This window comes from Mesobacillus sp. MER 48 (assembly GCF_023714225.1).
GTDB classification, from domain to species: Bacteria; Bacillota; Bacilli; order Bacillales; family Cytobacillaceae; genus Mesobacillus; species Mesobacillus oceanisediminis_A.
Genome location: NZ_JAMAUR010000003.1, coordinates 716,933 through 733,545, shown reverse-complemented (window position 1 = coordinate 733,545; position 16,613 = coordinate 716,933). Strand labels below are relative to the sequence as shown.

The following is a 16,613-nucleotide window of genomic DNA, read 5'->3' as shown; positions in this document are numbered from 1 at the left end:
ACGCGGCGTTGCTCCGTCAGACTTTCGTCCATTGCGGAAGATTCCCTACTGCTGCCTCCCGTAGGAGTCTGGGCCGTGTCTCAGTCCCAGTGTGGCCGATCACCCTCTCAGGTCGGCTACGCATCGTGGCCTTGGTGAGCCGTTACCTCACCAACTAGCTAATGCGCCGCGGGCCCATCTGTAAGTGACAGCCGAAACCGTCTTTCAGCTTTCCCTCATGTGAGGGAAAGGATTATCCGGTATTAGCTCCGGTTTCCCGAAGTTATCCCAGTCTTACAGGCAGGTTGCCCACGTGTTACTCACCCGTCCGCCGCTGATCTTCAAAAGCAAGCTAATGAAGATCCGCTCGACTTGCATGTATTAGGCACGCCGCCAGCGTTCGTCCTGAGCCAGGATCAAACTCTCCAAGAAAGAGTTATGAGTTAGCTCATAAGTTAAAACGTTGGCTCATGTCTTCTATTAATAGAAGCATGATAATTTATTGTTTGTTGACGCTTGTTTGTTTAGTTTTCAAAGAGCAATTTGTTACCTCGTCGCCCGTAAGCGACTTTATTAATATAACATTTTCTTGCTGTATAAGTCAATAACTTTTTTCAAAAACTATTTAATTGAAGTTGTTGTTTCGCTACTGACTTTGAAGATTATATCAGTCATATAACTATAAAGCAATACCTTTTATACAGTTTCTCATTTTTGTTCAATAATTCTCTTCATAGCTATTTTTCAACATATTGTTTATATCTTCACAGCATCTCTGAAAATAAAAAAGCTGGCATACACAGCCAGCTCTTATTGGATGATTTCCTCGATATGCAAGTATCTGTTCTTCTCCAGAGCAAGGATCTGATCCGACTCCAGCAATTTCACCAACGGCCTTGCCGGATTCTTTTCCTCAACAAAAATGATTTCTGCAGCCTGGCCATCCGACAGACGGATTTTGGTGCCTACGGAATAATTCATAATCGCTGAACTTAATGCCTTCAATGCCGTTATATCAAACTCTCCGAATAACTCCTCATTGATCATTTCCAGCACTTTGAATGGCGAGTGCTTTGGTTTGTAGATCCTTTCTGAGGTCATTGCGTGGAATGAATCGGCCACCGCAAGGATTTTTGCAAATGGATGGATCCTGCTTGCCTTTTCGCCGAATGGATAACCGCTTCCGTCCATTCTTTCATGATGATGAAGAATGGCAATCTTCGTAGCATCCTTCAGCAATGGGCTGTTCCTGACCATCTGGTAGCTAAATGTTGGATGTTTTTTGATTTCCTCGAATTCCTCAACCGTTAAAGTTGTATTTTTGTTGAGGATGCTCGGGCTGATTTTTGCCATGCCGCAATCAGAAAGACATCCAGCAAGCGCAATTTGGGTCACTTCCCCTTTGCTGTAATTTAATTTTTTTGCGATGAAAGCACTGATAACCCCTACTGCCAATGGATGGTCATAGAGATATTCAGTCTTGGTAGAATAATGATGAAGGTTGAATATATCCGACGAACTCATGTCAGTTTGCTCAATAAGCGGGACAATGATCGACCTTAGTTTGGCAATATCAATCTGCATTCCTGATTGCCAGGAAATGAATTCTTTCTTGAACTCCTGTTTGGCCTGTAAAAACAACTCAACAAAAGTACGTTCGGTCCTGTCGGAATTCAATGAAAGATTCTTATCTTTTCCAATCGAAGGGGCTGTGCATGGCAATCCATTCACCAGCGTTTTCTCTACTTCTACCTCCTTGACCAGAAAGACTTTCAGAATATCGATTAGATGCTCTGATAAGACTGTTTTCTTGCTCATGATGGGTCTATTCGTTTTACTTAGAACATCTTCAGTAAGGATACAGCCCTCTTTTAGGTTGTCTACTAGTACGCGCAAGGCTATCCACTCCGGAATTTTAATTTTCTTACAATTATTTTACTTTATTTTACCAAAAAAGAGGAACACATTTTTGTGTTCCTCTTAAAAAGTTTATTCTTCTTCTGATTCGTTTGGTGTTTCTGCTGTTTCGGCTGATTCTGCTTCTTCACTGCCAACCTCTTCTGGGTCGACGATTGCTTCTGCATTCTCATCCTCTTCCAGTTCTTCCGGCTTATCTTCTTCCTTGTCCACCTTCGCGACTGTCGCAACATACTCATTTTCTGCTTTGTTGAGACTGATGAGTTTAACACCTTGTGTATTACGACCTGTCATGGAAATCGAGCTTACAGGAATTCGGATCAGCACGCCTCCTGTTGTGATCAGCATCAGGTCTTCCTCACCTGTCACAACCTTCATCGTGACAAGGTCACCATTCTTATCGGTGATATTGCATGTCTTGATTCCTTTACCGCCGCGCCCTTGCCTTCTGTATTCTTCGGAAGGTGTCCTCTTGCCGTAACCGTTCTTGGTGACAACAAGGATTTCGGCACTTTCTTCAAGGACTTCCATGCCGACAACTTCGTCACCTTCAGACAGGGTGATTCCTTTTACCCCGGTGGCTGTACGGCCCATAGAGCGGACGTCTGTTTCAGGGAAGCGGATCAGTAAGCCATCTTTTGTGCCGATGATCATTTCTTTGCTTCCATCTGTCAGACGAACGGAAATCAATTCATCGCCTTCGCGCAGGTTAAGGGCAATCAGTCCATTGTTGCGGATATTCGCAAATGATGAAAGCGGTGAACGTTTTGAAATTCCTTCTTTGGTTGTGAAGAACAGGAACCAGTCATCCACAAATTCGGACACAGGAATGATGGCATTAACCCATTCACCTTTCTCGATCTCCAATAGGTTAATGATTGGAATCCCCTTCGCTGTACGGCTGAATTCAGGGATTTCGTAACCCTTCGAACGATATACCTTTCCTTTGTTTGTAAAGAAAAGAATTGTATCGTGAGTGGAGGTCGTGATTAAGTGTTCAACGAAATCATCTTCATTCGTACCCATCCCCTGGATTCCGCGGCCGCCGCGGCGCTGTGCCCTATATGTCGATACTGGCAGGCGTTTTACGTAGCCGTTATGGGTAAGGGTGATGACAATATTTTCACGAGGAATCAGATCCTCGTCCTCGATCATTTCAAGACCGCCTGAGACAATCTCCGTGCGGCGCTCATCATTGAAGCGCTCTTTGATTTCAAGAAGCTCTTCACGGATGATTTCAAGTACCTTTTCATTGTCAGCAAGAATTGCTTTCAATTCTGCGATCAGCTGCATAAGGTTCTGGAACTCTTCTTCGATCTTTTCGCGTTCCAGGCCTGTAAGCCTCTGCAGACGCATATCAAGAATGGCCTGTGCTTGCTTTTCGGATAGATTGAACTGTGTCATCAATCCTTCTCTTGCGATATCTGTCGTGCGTGAGCTTCTGATCAGGCTGATGACCGCATCAAGATTATCAAGTGCGATTCGCAACCCTTCGAGAATGTGGGCACGGGCTTCTGCCTTCCTGAGTTCAAACTCCGTGCGGCGTCGAATGACGACTACCTGGTGGTCAAGATAGTATGTCAGACATTGCTTCAGGTTAAGAACCTTCGGCTGACCATCGACTAAAGCAAGAAGGTTGATACCAAAGCTTGTCTGCAAGGCAGTTTGTTTATAAAGGTTATTTAAAAGGACATTGGCATTCGCATCCTTGCGAACTTCAATGACAATCCTCATACCCTTACGGTCAGATTCATCCCGTAAGTCTGTGATGCCGTCAAGCCTCTTGTCGCGGACTAATTCAGCGATTTTCTCAATCAGCTTGGCTTTATTGACCTGGTATGGAAGTTCCCTGACGATAATGACTTCCTTGCCATTTGATTTCTGTTCGATTTCAACCTTCGCTCGCAGGGTAATCGAACCGCGGCCAGTCTCATAAGCTTTACGGATACCGCTGCGCCCTAAGATCAATCCTGCTGTGGGGAAGTCAGGCCCTGTGATGATTTCCATCAATTCCATGATGGTCATGTCAGGGTCTTTACTGATGGCCAATACGCCATCAATAACCTCGCCAAGCTGATGCGGCGGAATGTTAGTTGCCATGCCGACCGCGATACCGGAAGTACCGTTGACAAGCAGGTTCGGGAACCTTGAAGGCATTACAATCGGTTCTCTTTCAGAACCGTCATAGTTGTCCTGATAGTCGATTGTATCTTTATTGATGTCACGCAAAAGCTCCATCGAAATTTTGGACATACGCGCTTCTGTGTAACGCATCGCCGCTGCAGCATCGCCATCGACAGATCCAAAGTTGCCATGTCCATCCACTAGCATATAGCGATAGTTGAAATCCTGCGCCATACGGACCATTGTGTCGTATACAGCAGAGTCACCATGCGGATGATACTTACCAATTACTTCACCGACGATCCTCGCCGATTTTTTATAGGCCTTGTCTGAATGCATGCCGAGATCATGCATTGCATATAGAATCCTTCTATGTACGGGCTTTAAGCCGTCACGGACATCCGGAAGCGCACGAGCTACGATTACACTCATGGCATAATCCAGGAAGGATGAACGCATTTCCTGGCTAATATTAATCTCTTTCACACGAGAGTTTGGTGTCTCAGCCATTTAAGAGAAACCTCCTTTAGACGAAAAGCACAGGCGCTTAGGTTTAGCGCGAATGCCAATCACTAATCTAGTAATCAAATTACATATCATTATTCCATAAGAAGACAGGGGCTTAGCAGCCCGGTTCAATGCAGCCTTTTTCAAGAAAAATCAGGATAAGGATAGAGGACGTACCTTCTATCCTGGAAAAAGAATCGTACTTTTCAAAAAGAGCCTTATTAAATATCCAGGTTCTTTACATAAAGTGCATTCTGCTCGATGAAATTGCGTCGTGGCTCTACCTTGTCACCCATGAGGATTTCGAAGGTTTCATCCGACTCGATTGCGTCCTCAAGGCTTACCTGGAGCAATGTCCTTGTCTCAGGGTTCATTGTCGTCTCCCAAAGCTGTTCTGGATTCATCTCGCCAAGACCTTTGTAACGCTGGATGCCTGGTTTTGGCTGCTGCGGAAGCTCAGCAAGGATCTGTTCGAGCTGCTTGTCGTTGTAAGCATACTCGATTTTTTTGCCCTGCTGGATTTTGTACAATGGCGGCTGGGCAATATAAATGTAACCAGCTTCAAGAATTTTTCTCATATAACGGTAGAAGAACGTCAATAATAAAGTACGGATGTGAGCGCCATCCACATCGGCATCGGTCATGATGACGATTTTTTGGTAACGTGCTTTGGAAAGGTCGAAATCTTCGCCGATTCCTGTTCCGATTGCCGTAATGATTGCTCTTACCTCGTTATTCGATAGGATTTTATCCAGACGTGACTTTTCAACGTTCAGGATTTTCCCGCGCAATGGCAGGATTGCCTGGAAGTGGCGGTCACGGCCCTGCTTGGCGGAACCACCCGCAGAGTCACCCTCTACGACATATATTTCACTGATTGACGGATCCTTTGAAGAACAGTCAGCCAGTTTGCCCGGCAAACTTGAAATTTCGAGCGCACTCTTTCTTCTGGTCAGTTCACGCGCCTTTTTCGCAGCGAGTCTGGCTCTTGCTGCCATTAAGCCTTTGTCAACAATCTTCCTTGCGACATTCGGGTTTTCAAGCATGAATTTTTCGAAGTGGTCGGAAAACAGCGTGTCTGTTACCGTACGGACTTCCGAATTACCAAGTTTTGTTTTCGTCTGGCCTTCGAACTGAGGGTCAGGGTGCTTGACTGACACGATTGCCGTCAGGCCTTCACGAACATCATCTCCGGAAAGATTGGAGTCACTTTCCTTGAAGATGCCATGCTTACGGGCATAGTCATTGATGACACGAGTCAAAGCTGTCTTAAAGCCTGATTCATGCGTTCCACCTTCATACGTGTGGATATTATTCGCGAAAGAATAGATGTTGCCAGTGTAGCTGTCGTTATATTGGAGAGCGACCTCGACAGTGATGCCTTCCTTTTCACCCTCAATATAGATTGGATCTTCATGGAGTACTTCCCGCGTGCGGTTTAAATGCTCAACATACGATTTAATTCCGCCTTCGTAGTAATACTCATTCTTTTTGCCTTCGCCGCGCTTATCCTCAATCGTAATCTTGATTGCCCTGTTCAGGAAGGCAAGCTCGCGCAGGCGGTTTGCTAGCGTATCATAGTCATATTCCAATGTTTCAGTGAATATTTCCGGGTCAGGCTTAAAGTGGACAGTTGTTCCCGTATGGTCCGTTTCGTCAATGATCTTCAACGGATCACCGACAGCACCTCGTTCGAATTTTTGGTAATGGACTTTGCCATCACGGTGGACAAATACTTCCAGATACGTAGACAGGGCATTGACAACAGATGCACCAACGCCGTGGAGTCCTCCGGATACCTTATAGCCTCCGCCGCCGAATTTACCGCCGGCGTGAAGGACTGTCATGATGACCTCAACCGCAGGACGTCCCATTTTCTCGTGGATACCGACAGGGATTCCGCGGCCATTATCCTTTACAGTGATACTGTTATCTTCTTCGATTATGACGTTTATTTCATCACAGTAGCCTGCAAGAGCTTCGTCTATACTATTATCAACGATTTCCCATACAAGATGGTGCAGACCTTTTCCACTCGTTGATCCGATATACATCCCTGGACGTTTGCGTACCGCTTCCAGGCCTTCGAGCACTTGTATCTGGTTTTCATCATACGCTTGTCCCTGCATGGATTGTTGTTCCTCCATTGCCATATCGATCACCTACACTTTCAATTTCACTCATCTTTTTTCTAAATCGGTTCTGTAAAATAAAACAGCGGATTTACTGAAAATTTCCCAGCTACAATCATTTCAAGTGGGCATTTCCGCACACATCGTGTTTTTCGACATTTTTTGCGGATAAGCCGATCTATTAAAACTCCTGAACGGATAATTTTTGTGAGCGTTTCTTCAAAGTCCCTGATGCCAGTGGGGAATAATATATATGATTGCCTGTTACGACGATTGATTTGGCCGACCCTTTGGCCAGCTGGACAATCTCCCTGTCCTGCCGCGCGATGAATTCCTCCATGAAAGGAGAAGCACCGGCGCTTTCAATGTCTAATATCGCTATGATATCTTTCGTCCTGACAAGGACCTCTTCACCAACATGCAAATACATCGTGTCCACCTCATTGGATTCTTGACATTTCGCCGGTCTTCACGTTATAAGTGGCCGCTTCCCTTAATGTCTGATGGTCAATCCCATCCACACTGGTGGTGGTGACAAAGGTTTGAACTTTCCCCTGGATGGTATTTAATAAATGGGATTGGCGATAATCATCCAGTTCAGACAAGACATCATCAAGCAGGAGGATTGGATACTCACCGATCTCCGCATTGATCAATTCGATTTCAGCCAGTTTCACCGAAAGCGCAGTCGTCCGCTGCTGTCCCTGGGATCCGAAAGTCTGGACATCCCGGCCGTTGACGAAAAATTGCAGATCGTCCCGGTGCGGACCGAACATCGTCGTTCCCCGGTCAATCTCTCTTGTCTTTATTTTAGCAAATTTTTCTTCATACACTGCTATCATTTTCGACAAATCATCACCTTCTGATACCTCTGCAGAGGGTTTATAGATGATTTTCAGGTCTTCCAGCCCTCTTGAAATTCCCTGATGGATGGGCAATGCCCATTGTTCGAGCAAATTCAGGAACTCAAACCGCTTAAGAATGATCCTCGCGGCCGCCTGGATAAATTGTTCAGTCAGGATATCAAGCATCGTCTGGTCTGTCGCTTTTTTGATCTGCAGCTGCTTGAGATAATGATTCCGCTGCTGGAGGATTTTATTGTACTGGCTGATGTCATGCAAATAGACTGCCGATACCTGTCCTATTTCCATATCGACAAATCGTCTTCTTACCTGAGGGCTACCTTTTACAAGGTTCAGGTCCTCTGGTGCAAACATGACGACATTCATGTTGCCAACATACTGGCTTAGCTTGCGCTGCTCCAGATGGTTGACTTTTGCCTTTTTGCCTTTTTTGGAAATGACAAGCTGCATGGGCAGCGATCCGTTTGTTTTTTTAATCCGTCCCTCTATTTTAGCATATTCCTCGTCCCAGCGAATCAAATCTTTATCATTTGAGGTCCGATGTGATTTTGCCATTGCAAGCACATAGATGGATTCCATGACATTTGTTTTCCCCTGGGCATTTTCGCCAAGGATGACATTCACCTTATTTTCAAATGTCGCCTCGAGCCCCTGGTAATTGCGGTAATTCCTTAATTGCAGTTCCTCTATATACATGAACAGTTCATCCTCTGGATTATTGCATTATGACGAACTCGCCAAATCCAGGTATTGCAACCTGGTCTCCGGAACGAAGCTTTCTTCCTCTTCGCTGATCTTGTTCACCATTGATAAAAACATCGTGTTCACTTAAAAACCACTTTGCCATTCCGCCGGATTGGATCACATCGGCTAATTTAAGGAACTGGCCAAGCGTAATGTATTCGGTATCGATTTTTATTTCCTCATTCACGATTCTCACCCTTTTCTTCCAAAAGGACTTAATACTTTATTTTACTAAATATTTTCCATAGAAACAAATTTTCTTATTTTTTGCCTATAACCTTGGCCTTTTGATTTTCGTTCCAGGCGCTTCGCTTTCTGCTGGAAGAATAATAAAAAAGTCCAACTGCCGGCTTTTTCAAAAGGCAATTCTTCCTAACTGGCGCTGAGCCTCCTCGCCGCCTTTGGCGTCTGCGGGGTGCAAATGATTCCTCACGTGAATCATTTCACCTAGGTCTCTCCTATCCAGCTGATCCCGCAGGACATTGATTTGGCTTCCTTGAACCGGCCCACGCACGAAGGAAATGCGTTAGCAATTTCGAGGAGTCTTCGCGCCTTCCACTGCAATCAACAGGTGCTAAATATCATTTTTGTCTAAAATAAAGTCTATTTTTCATATATAAAAAAAACCACCAGCAATAAAACTGGTGGCGTTATGGAATTAGTAAGTTCTTACAGGCAGGATCAGCTGCAGGATGGAATCATCATGAAGCGGACGGATGACGAATGGTCTCATCGCGCCTGTGAAGCTGATCTGGATTTCTGTTCCCTCTAGTGCTTTTAAGGCGTCCATCATATATTTGGCGCTGAAAGAGATTTTCAGTTCTTCACCATCGATAGACTGGCTCTGGATTTCTTCGACAACAGTACCGATTTCTGGTGTGTTGGAAGAAACTTCGATGGCTCCGCCTTCGATTGTGGAAAACTTGACGACATTGTTTCGTCCCTCTCTAGCGAGCAATGAAGCACGATCAATAGCATGCAGGAATTCTTTTGTATTCACGACAACATCTGTTTTGCTTTCAGTCGGAATCAGCCGTCCTGTGTCAGGATAGTTTCCTTCAAGCAATCTTGAGAAGAATAACAGATGCTTGGCTTTGAATAAAACCTGGTTTTCGGTAATGACGATATCGACTGAATCAGAGCTGTCATCGAGGATTTTGCTCAACTCAGTCAAGCTTTTTCCTGGAATGACCACGTTGTAGTTCTCGGTATTGTCAGCCTCTAGCCTTGCCTTTCGCAATGCCAGTCTGTGGCTGTCTGTTGCAATACAGATCAGTTCATTGTTTTCGACCTTCCAGTTTACACCTGTCAAGATCGGGCGTGTTTCTGAGGTGGACACTGAAAAGACAGTCTGGCGGATCAGCCCTTTTAATAAGTCTGTCGGAATCTTGAATACATGCTCTTCCGAAATTTGCGGAAGGTGTGGATATTCTTCTGCATCAAGGCCATTAAGGTTGAATTCGGATTTTCCAGAACGGATGATCGTCTGCAGATTATTATGGACTTCGATTTCCACTGTGTCTGTCGGAAGCTTTTTAACGATCTCACTAAAGAAACGCGCCTGCAGAACAATGGATCCTGGCTGTTTGATTTCAACGATTTCATCCCCTGCTTCTTCTTTAGGAATGAAAGATTCAATGGAAATATCGGAATCGCTGCCTGTAAGAGTTACTCCCTCTTCATTTGCAACAATCTTGATACCAGTCAAAATAGGGATTGTCGTTCTGCTTGTTACTGCCTTCATGACGTCCTGGACGCTTTGCAGCAGAAAATCGCGCTGGATAATAAATCTCATTTTTTGGCCTCCGTTTTGGAATATTTTTTTCTTAAATGCATATATTAATATGTTTTAAAAAGTAATAGAAGTACTAGTAGGGCCTGTGGATTTGTGGATAAGTGATTTGATCAAAGGAAAGACAGCCTATCCACATGTGGACAGACTGTGCGTAACCAATGACGAGTTATTCACATTATCCTAAACCCTTAATTGTTCATTTATATCTTTTAACTGCCTTTGCAGATTTGTATCAGTTGAAATCATTTTAGAAATTTTCTCATGAGCATGGATGACGGTTGTATGGTCACGTCCTCCGAATTCTTCCCCGATCTTTGGAAGAGAGAAATCTGTCAGCTCCCTTGATAAGTACATGGCGATTTGCCTTGGATAAGCGACGGATTTTGTCCGTTTCTTAGCTTTGAAATCCTCGAGCTTAACATTGAAATGCTGCCCAACGACTCTTTGGATATCCAGGATTGTAATCACCTTTGGCTTCGAGCTCGGAATAATATCCTTCAATGCCTCGGCAGCCAGGTCTGCATTGATATCCTTATTGATGAGTGAAGAGTACGCGACCACACGGATCAAGGCTCCCTCAAGTTCACGGATGTTGGAGTCGATCTGGTTCGCGATATAAAGCATGACCTCATTAGGAATATCCAATCCTTCTGCTTTCGCTTTTTTGCGCAGGATCGCGATTCTTGTTTCCAAGTCAGGCGGCGTAATATCAGTGATCAAACCCCATTCGAAACGGGATCTCAGCCTGTCCTCAAGAGTCGGAATTTCTTTTGGCGGACGGTCACTGGAGATGACAATCTGCTTGCTTTCTTCATGCAAAGTATTGAATGTATGGAAAAATTCTTCTTGCGTTTGTTCTTTCCCCGCCAGGAACTGAATATCATCAATAAGCAGTACATCAACATTACGATATTTATCGCGGAAATCTCCTGCTTTGTTGTCCCTGATTGAATTAATAAATTCATTTGTGAATTTTTCAGATGACAAATAAACCACTTTCGCATTCGGATTATGATCCTGGACATAGTGCCCAATTGCATGCATCAAGTGGGTTTTACCAAGTCCTACGCCCCCGTAGATGAATAAAGGGTTATAGGCTTTTGCCGGCGCTTCAGCTACTGCAAGCGATGCCGCGTGGGCGAAACGATTGCCTGATCCAATGACAAAAGTATCGAATGTATACTTTGGATTCAGCATGCTGACTGGCAAATCGGGCGTGTCTTCTTCCTTCTTGACCCTTCTGGGCGGCAAGGGAATATCAAGATCTTCTTGATTCTGGTTTTGGGGAATGATGAATTTAACAGCAAGCTCTTCACCAGTAATTTCATACAAAATGCCGCTGATGAGCTGGGAATAGCGCTCTTCCAGCCAATCGCGGGCAAACTCGTTCGGTGCTGTAATCGTAAGGACATCACCCTGGAGCGAATGTGCTTTGGTTGATTTTAGCCATGTATCAAAACTGGGCTTACTGATCTTTTTCTCGATTTTAGCGAGAGCATTATTCCAGAGATCTGCAATATTCTCCAACAATTTTCCCTCCTTTTCTCGTAAGTTTTATCTCTATGTCTGGCTGATCTTCACATTTAGCCGTTTGGCCATATGCATCAGATCTGTTCGAAAAGCATAAAACGAAAGGTTATACACGTTGTACAACCCCTGATTAATAAATATACAAAACTATTAATGTGGAAAAATATATAATAAGGAAGAAAAGAAGCTTTTCGACAATATCCACTTTCTGTGGACAAACTTTTACAACAGCCCTGAATAACCTATCCACAGTTTATCCACATTTTGTGGATAATTATATTTCTGCCATCGAATTATTAAGAGTGAAAACACAAATATAATATCAGATAATCTAGCATGGTGCAACGCTTTTTCATACATTATCCACAATACACCCTCTCTGTGGAGAATAATTGTCCACAGCCATCTGGCTTGTGTAAAAGCTGTCAAAAAGGGGTGTGGATAATAAAAATGGTGTCGATTTTTGTCCACAGGTCTTCCGAAACAGTGAAATTTAAAAAAGTAAAATATATAAAATAAGATTTTCTTTTGGTGAAAAAATATTCTTTTACTTCAAAAATTTAAGTGGAATGAAAAACAACTGTTTCAGAAACCTGATACTTTTTTTCAATCTGTAAGCCAGGTGAAAAAATCCATCGAGGATCTCAAAAGAGCTGGCGGGGAATTCAAATTATTACTATATGGTAATAAGGTTCTTTTCCGAATAGGCACTTGACAATTTATGCTGCCCCTCTTTATAATTACAAAGACTGTCTGTAACAGCTATTCCTCAGGGAGGTGTAACATATATGAAACGCACTTATCAACCAAATAAACGTAAACACAGTAAAGTTCACGGATTCCGTGCTCGCATGAGCAGTGCAAATGGCCGTAAGGTTCTTGCTCGCCGTCGTCAAAAAGGAAGAAAAGTATTATCAGCTTAGGCCACTGAAATGTCAGTGGTCTTTTTTCTCTTTGGGCAATACTATTTTGGGTTGGGCTTACTGAGAAATGGGCTTTAGGGATTTATTTTTGGATATACTTTAAGAGGCTGTGTGAATGTACCACTTCTTTTTTAAAATCCTGTTGATTGTAGTGGAAAGCGAAGCGCCTGGAACGAAAATCAACAGTCTGATTTACACAGCCTTTAAATCCTTATAGCCATTCCAGCGAAGTTTACATAACAGGATCCATAGAGAATTGAAGGTGTTATAGATGAAAAAAGATTACAGAGTGAAAAAAAATAAAGAATTCCAAGAGGCTTTTAAAAAAGGAAGATCTGTCGCTAACCGGCAATTTGTCGTCTATATTTTGAAAAAACCGGAGCAGGAGAATTTCCGCATCGGACTATCAGTCAGCAAAAAAATCGGCAATGCCGTCATGCGAAATCAGATAAAACGTTATATCCGGCAATCTTTCCATGAATTGCAGGACCGGGTTCACAACGGCAACGATTATATCATTATTGCCCGGAAGCCGACTGCCGAAATGGACATGCATGAGGTCAAGAAAAGCCTTGAGCATGTTATGAAGGTCGGAAAAGTTTTGAAGAAGCCGAAAACTGGAGATAATGATTGAGGCAAAAATATTTGCCGAATTGCATTTTTTAAAAGCGCTTCCCTATAAAAGATGTTAAAATACTTTTGATTGCATTATGCAGCCAAAGGGAAATGTACATAAAATTTGGGACAAACTTTTGAAAATAAATGAACGTATCGGGAAGTTAGGAGGAAATGAAGCTTGAAAAAAAGAATATTATTGATATTGGGCTTGGTGTTAGTGGTGTCATTGCTGACAGGCTGTACAGAGTATAACCAGCCGATCACTCCAGAGAGTAAGGGTTTCTGGAACGAATATATTGTCTATCCCTTATCCCTGTTAATCATCAAGATGGCCGAATGGCTCGGTGGAAACTTCGGACTATCGATTATTGCTGTTACTTTGCTGATCCGTTTTGCGATCCTGCCGCTTATGATCAAGCAAACGAAAAGCTCGAAAGCGATGCAGGCATTGCAGCCGGAAATGCAGAAGCTGAAGGAAAAATACAGCTCAAAGGACCAGAAGACACAGCAAAAGCTTCAGCAGGAAACGATGGCACTTTTCCAGCAGCATGGTGTCAATCCGCTTGCAGGCTGTTTCCCGCTGATTGTCCAGATGCCAATCTTGATTGGTTTCTACCACGCGATTTCAAGAACCAGGGAAATTGCCGAGCATAACTTCTTATGGTTCGATCTTGGTGCACCGGATCCGTTTTATATTCTGCCGATTGTTGCAGGTATCACTACTTTCATTCAGCAAAAAATGATGATGGCTGGCCAGGAAGGCAATCCGCAAATGGCGATGATGCTTTGGCTGATGCCAATCATGATCGTTGTATTCGCGATCAACTTCCCAGCAGCACTTTCACTGTACTGGGTAGTAGGTAACTTATTCATGATTGGTCAAACGTACTTTATTAAAGGGCCGGATCTTAAAAAAGCAAAGGCTGCCGGCAATGCGGGAGGAGCAAAAAAGTGAAACAGGTAACTGCTACAGGACAAAATGTCGACGAAGCAGTAGAATCCGCTTTAGCTCAATTAAAGACAACCAAAGACCGCACAGAAATTGATGTAATTGATGAAGGCAAAAAGGGGATTTTCGGACTTTTCGGCACACGCCCGGCTGTTGTCAAAGTGACAGTCAAAATCGATGCTGTTGAAGAAGCCGTAAATTATTTGAAATCGGTTGGCGAAAAAATGGGTGCATCCATTGACGTGGATGTGAAAAAAGAAGGAAAAACAGTCCTATTGACGATGTCAGGTGAAAAAATCGCTTTGCTGATCGGAAAAAGAGGCCAAACACTGAATTCGCTGCAATTTTTAACGCAGCTCGTGGTAAACCGATATTCTGATCAGTACGCTACTGTGGTACTTGATGCGGAGGATTACCGTCAGCGCCGGAACGATACACTCGTCCAGCTGGCTGAACGCCTGGCACAAAAAGCAGTAAGAACCGGACAAAACGTCGCGCTTGAACCGATGCCTTCGTATGAACGCAAAGTGATTCATACTGCATTGATGTCAAACAAGAAAATCAAAACTTTTTCAGACGGCACAGAGCCGCACAGGCATATTGTGATCGCACCGTCTAAATAAAGAAATGTAACCCGAACCTGGTCCAGGTTCGGGTTTTTTTGTTGTTATTTTATGAAAAAATGAACCCTGGCAGCTTAATCTGACTTGAATAATCATGTTTAGATCACGATTATGATCTGCCTAATATGTTTATTGGCGAAAATTTAATTATATTGGCGATTATGAGCTGTTTTCTAGCGAAAATCAGTTTTTATTGGCGACTTGGAAATTTGCCGCGATTTTTACCAGTTTTTTGAATGGCAGAAAATCCTTATGAATTTCCCTGTGAGTTTTTCCACAATGCGAAATTTCCTCTCCTGGTTTTATTGTTATTCACATGTGGATAAGTTAAAATTAAAAGAGTTTATTTTATTTATTGTGGATAATTTGGCGATAGAGAAGATTCCTTTCTTTTTTTCGCTAAACTGATGTGTTATTCTAGTAATTTGTAGAAAACAAACTTCAATCTTTATATATATATTATTTTTTTAAAAAAGTGGGGTGAAGCATGTGGAATTTGATACGATTGCGGCGATCTCTACGCCGATGGGTGAAGGTGCGATTGCGATTGTCCGTTTGAGCGGGGATCAGGCATTCGAAATAGCAGACCGATTGTTCAGAGGGGTTGGAAGCAAGAGGCTTAGCGAGGCGGCTACGCATACGATTCATTATGGCCATCTGATCGAACCGAAAACTGGCCAAGTTGCTGAAGAAGTAATGGTCTCCGTCATGAGGGGGCCGAAAACGTTCACGAAAGAAGATGTAGTCGAAATCAACTGCCATGGGGGTCTTGTTTCTGTAAACCGTGTGCTCCAGCTTGTCCTGAATCAGGGTGCGAGACTGGCGGAGCCAGGAGAATTTACAAAACGGGCTTTTTTAAATGGACGGATCGATCTTTCCCAGGCAGAGGCAGTCATCGACTTGATCAGGGCGAAAACGGATCGGGCGATGAATATGGCACTTGGCCAGATGGAAGGGCGCCTTTCAAGACTGATCCAGAAGCTGCGCCAGGAAATTCTCGAAATTCTAGCGCATGTCGAAGTGAATATCGACTATCCGGAGTATGACGATGTCGAGGAAATGACTCATCATATGCTTCTGGAAAAAGCGAACTATGTAAAAGCTGAGCTTGAAAAGCTTTTGCAAACCTCGCAGCAGGGGAAAATCCTCAGGGAAGGGCTTTCCACTGTCATTGTAGGCCGGCCTAATGTAGGGAAATCCTCTTTATTGAATAGCCTTGTTCATGAAAATAAGGCGATCGTTACAGATATTCCAGGTACTACTCGTGATGTCATCGAAGAGTATGTCAATGTACGCGGTGTTCCATTAAGACTTCTTGATACAGCAGGGATCCGTGAGACGGAGGATATCGTCGAACGAATTGGTGTCGAGCGTTCCCGACAGGTTCTGAAAGAAGCGGATTTGATCTTGCTCGTTCTGAACTATTCGGATGAGCTTTCGGAAGAGGATCAGAACATCTTTAAAGCTGTAGAAGGCATGGATGTCATCGTCATCGTCAACAAAACGGATCTCCCGCAGAAAATCAATATGGATGAAGTGAGGGAGCTTGCGAAGCCATATTCACTTGTTACGACCTCGCTGCTGGAAGATCAGGGTGTGGACCAGCTTGAAGAAGCAATTTCAACACTGTTCTTTTCAGGTGCGATTGAGTCAGGGGATCTGACTTATGTATCCAACAGCCGTCATATCGCATTGCTCAACCAGGCTGCACATTCGATTGAAGAAGCGATCAGCGGCGTGGAAATGGGAACGCCTATCGATATCGTTCAGATTGACTTGACCCGTGCATGGGAGCTTCTTGGCGAAATCATTGGTGAAAGTGTTCATGAAAGCTTGATTGACCAGTTATTTTCCCAGTTCTGTCTAGGAAAGTAATTTTTAAGAGCAAATAAGGAAATTATTTCACGAA

General features: G+C 43.7%; 13 protein-coding genes and 1 rRNA gene. 5 read left to right on the top strand and 9 right to left on the bottom strand.

Annotated features, from left to right (window positions below; all coding sequences use genetic code 11):
* From M3593_RS14830 to dnaA, 9 genes are all read right to left on the bottom strand, one after another.
* A 16S ribosomal RNA gene (locus M3593_RS14830) occupies positions 1 to 411 on the bottom strand; the annotation flags it as partial.
* A 378-nt stretch (positions 412 to 789) separates the two neighbouring features.
* Positions 790 to 1,875, bottom strand: coding sequence for an HD-GYP domain-containing protein (locus M3593_RS14825; protein ID WP_251542414.1), 1,086 nt, complete (start codon positions 1,873 to 1,875; stop codon positions 790 to 792).
* Positions 1,876 to 1,968: 93 nt separating this feature from the next.
* Positions 1,969 to 4,530, bottom strand: a complete 2,562-nt coding sequence (gyrA, locus tag M3593_RS14820; protein WP_144479464.1) for a DNA gyrase subunit A — start codon at positions 4,528 to 4,530, stop codon at positions 1,969 to 1,971.
* Between the two features lie 218 nt (positions 4,531 to 4,748).
* A complete protein-coding gene (gyrB, locus tag M3593_RS14815; protein WP_483308919.1) occupies positions 4,749 to 6,680 on the bottom strand; it encodes a DNA topoisomerase (ATP-hydrolyzing) subunit B in 1,932 nt (643 codons plus the stop codon).
* Between the two features lie 160 nt (positions 6,681 to 6,840).
* A complete protein-coding gene (gene remB, locus M3593_RS14810; protein WP_144479462.1) occupies positions 6,841 to 7,089 on the bottom strand; it encodes an extracellular matrix regulator RemB in 249 nt (82 codons plus the stop codon).
* Positions 7,090 to 7,099: 10 nt separating this feature from the next.
* Entirely contained in the window at positions 7,100 to 8,218 is a 1,119-nt protein-coding gene (recF, locus tag M3593_RS14805) for a DNA replication/repair protein RecF (RefSeq protein WP_144479460.1), read from the bottom strand.
* Between the two features lie 19 nt (positions 8,219 to 8,237).
* A complete protein-coding gene (yaaA, locus tag M3593_RS14800) occupies positions 8,238 to 8,453 on the bottom strand; it encodes a S4 domain-containing protein YaaA (RefSeq protein ID WP_144479458.1) in 216 nt (71 codons plus the stop codon).
* A 471-nt stretch (positions 8,454 to 8,924) separates the two neighbouring features.
* Positions 8,925 to 10,061, bottom strand: coding sequence for a DNA polymerase III subunit beta (gene dnaN, locus M3593_RS14795; RefSeq protein ID WP_144479456.1), 1,137 nt, complete (start codon positions 10,059 to 10,061; stop codon positions 8,925 to 8,927).
* Positions 10,062 to 10,241: 180 nt separating this feature from the next.
* On the bottom strand, positions 10,242 to 11,588 hold the full coding sequence (dnaA, locus tag M3593_RS14790) for a chromosomal replication initiator protein DnaA (RefSeq protein WP_144479454.1): 1,347 nt from the start codon (positions 11,586 to 11,588) through the stop codon (positions 10,242 to 10,244).
* A 791-nt stretch (positions 11,589 to 12,379) separates the two neighbouring features.
* On the opposite strand from dnaA, the gene rpmH reads away from it, so the two are divergent.
* The 5 genes from rpmH to mnmE all read left to right on the top strand — a co-directional run bounded on the left by rpmH (position 12,380) and on the right by mnmE (position 16,579).
* Positions 12,380 to 12,514: a 50S ribosomal protein L34 gene (gene rpmH / locus M3593_RS14785; RefSeq protein WP_144479452.1), complete on the top strand. Its 135-nt coding sequence runs from the start codon at positions 12,380 to 12,382 to the stop codon at positions 12,512 to 12,514.
* Positions 12,515 to 12,785: 271 nt separating this feature from the next.
* A complete protein-coding gene (rnpA, locus tag M3593_RS14780) occupies positions 12,786 to 13,148 on the top strand; it encodes a ribonuclease P protein component (protein ID WP_144479450.1) in 363 nt (120 codons plus the stop codon).
* A gap of 162 nt (positions 13,149 to 13,310) precedes the next feature.
* A complete protein-coding gene (spoIIIJ, locus tag M3593_RS14775) occupies positions 13,311 to 14,087 on the top strand; it encodes a YidC family membrane integrase SpoIIIJ (RefSeq protein ID WP_144479448.1) in 777 nt (258 codons plus the stop codon).
* Entirely contained in the window at positions 14,084 to 14,704 is a 621-nt protein-coding gene (gene jag / locus M3593_RS14770; protein ID WP_144479446.1) for an RNA-binding cell elongation regulator Jag/EloR, read from the top strand. Before spoIIIJ ends, jag begins: the two co-directional genes overlap by 4 nt.
* Positions 14,705 to 15,193: 489 nt before the next feature.
* Positions 15,194 to 16,579 (top strand): tRNA uridine-5-carboxymethylaminomethyl(34) synthesis GTPase MnmE, encoded by a 1,386-nt coding sequence (mnmE, locus tag M3593_RS14765; protein ID WP_144479444.1) that lies wholly within the window; start codon positions 15,194 to 15,196, stop codon positions 16,577 to 16,579.
* The last annotated feature ends 34 nt before the right edge of the window (positions 16,580 to 16,613 follow it).

Excerpts from the sequence above, each read along its gene's own strand:
- dnaN (WP_144479456.1), bottom strand. The coding sequence starts at position 10,061 with ATGAGATTTATTATCCAGCGCGATTTTCTGCTGCAAAGCGTCCAGGAC.
- gyrA (WP_144479464.1), bottom strand. The coding sequence starts at position 4,530 with ATGGCTGAGACACCAAACTCTCGTGTGAAAGAGATTAATATTAGCCAG.
- rnpA (WP_144479450.1), top strand. The coding sequence starts at position 12,786 with ATGAAAAAAGATTACAGAGTGAAAAAAAATAAAGAATTCCAAGAGGCT.
- recF (WP_144479460.1), bottom strand. The coding sequence starts at position 8,218 with ATGTATATAGAGGAACTGCAATTAAGGAATTACCGCAATTACCAGGGG.
- remB (WP_144479462.1), bottom strand. The coding sequence starts at position 7,089 with ATGTATTTGCATGTTGGTGAAGAGGTCCTTGTCAGGACGAAAGATATC.
- rpmH (WP_144479452.1), top strand. The coding sequence starts at position 12,380 with ATGAAACGCACTTATCAACCAAATAAACGTAAACACAGTAAAGTTCAC.
- gyrB (WP_483308919.1), bottom strand. The coding sequence starts at position 6,680 with ATGGCAATGGAGGAACAACAATCCATGCAGGGACAAGCGTATGATGAA.